We start from the raw sequence: 1,563 nt of genomic DNA on the forward strand, positions 1-1,563 counted from the left end.
CCAAGCCCGGGAAGTTAGGCCGCTGCGTGTGGTGTCAAGCGGTTCGGCGAAGTCGGGGTAAGCGAACGAGGCTCCGCGTAGGACGGAAGTCGACCAAGACACCGTTCCTGTAGGAGCCCCGTTGCATGTTCAGTCTGGCATGCCCGCCATCGGCCGAAGTGCCTTTGCTGCCGGGCATCTTGGAGACCTGACGCAGATCATCACGCCGCAGCTGGTGGACGAAGTACTCACCGCGACCCGGCGGATGCAGAAGCGTGTGCGCAAGCTGCCCTCGCGGGTGGTGGTGTACTTCGTGCTGGCCATGACGCTCTTCCCCGGCTCTGGCTATACCGGGGTATGGGCATCGATGACCGCAGGGCTGTGCTCACGGGCCGCCGAGCCGTCGGCCGCTGCCCTGCGAGCGGCCCGCCGCCGGGTGGGAGTGGAGCCGTTGGCATCGCTGTTCGCCCGGCTGCGGGGCCCGGTGGCCACCCCGGCAACAGCCGGCGCGTTCTGGCAGGGGCTACGGCTGGTGGCCTGGGATGCCACCACCGTGGAGGCAGCCGACACCGCGGACAACGTGGCCGTCTTCAAACGGCACCGCTCCGGTCATGGCCCCGCCGGCTATCCACAGGTTCATCTGTCGGCGCTGGTGGAATGCGGCACCCGCGCCTTGATCGATGCGGTGTTCGGCCCCCGGACCGGTGGCGAGGCCGGGCAGGTGCGCGGTCTGCTGCCCAGCCTCACCCCGGGCATGCTGCTGCTGGCCGATCGCGGCTATGACAGCTACGCCCTGATGCGTGAAGTCGCCGATACTGGCGCTCACTTGCTGTTCAGGTCCAAGACCCGGCACCCGGTGCCGGTCCTGCAGGCGCTGCCGGACGGCTCGGGCATCTGTTTCCTGCCACTGCCCAAGCACTCCATCCGCTACCACCAGTGGGTCCGCAGCGGAGGCATCCCGCCCCAGGTCCACGGCCTGCTCGCCCGGGTCATCGAGGTGACCCTCACCGTCACCACCGGCGACGGTGACACCCGCACCTCCTCGATGCGGCTGCTGACCACACTGCTCGACGCTCACCGCTACCCGGCCGCCGACCTCGCCCGGCTCTACCACCAGCGATGGGAAGCCGAAACGGCGTTCTTCGCGCTCAAGGCCACGCTGCGCGGGCCCAACCAGGTCCTACGCTCTCACCACCCGGTCGGAGTGAACCAGGAGATTTACGCCTACCTGATCACCTACCAGGCCCTGCGGATCACCGCGAGCCAGGCCGCCGACAACGCCGGCCTCGACCCCGACCGGCTGTCCTTCACCGTCGCCCTGCGCGCTCTCCGCAACAGCGTGATCAGCACCTCCTGCCATGCGGCCAGCATCACCGGAGCCGTGCTCGACCCCCGCAACCTCCACCCCGCACGGCGGCGAGCCAGGACCAGCCCCCGCACCGTCAAACGCACCCTCTCGCCCTACGCCTACAACAAGCCCAAGGGCGGGAAGAGTTGGGCAAAACGCTGCATCACTACGAGATTCACCATCACACCAAGGATCACCTTGACGAACGGCACCAGCCCCTAACTTCCCGGGCTTGG

1 protein-coding gene is annotated in these 1,563 nt (G+C 68.2%); it reads left to right on the forward strand.

Translation table 11 applies throughout. The annotated features are described in order from the left end of the window. Window positions 1-121: 121 nt before the first annotated feature. The gene (locus tag ACFYW8_RS44530; protein WP_389093908.1) at window positions 122-1,549 is read left to right on the forward strand and encodes an IS4 family transposase; all 1,428 of its coding nucleotides are present in this window, start codon (window positions 122-124) and stop codon (window positions 1,547-1,549) included. The last annotated feature ends 14 nt before the right edge of the window (window positions 1,550-1,563 follow it).

The sequence above is a fragment of the Streptomyces sp. NPDC002742 genome (assembly GCF_042888885.1).
Taxonomy (GTDB): domain Bacteria; phylum Actinomycetota; class Actinomycetes; order Streptomycetales; family Streptomycetaceae; genus Streptomyces.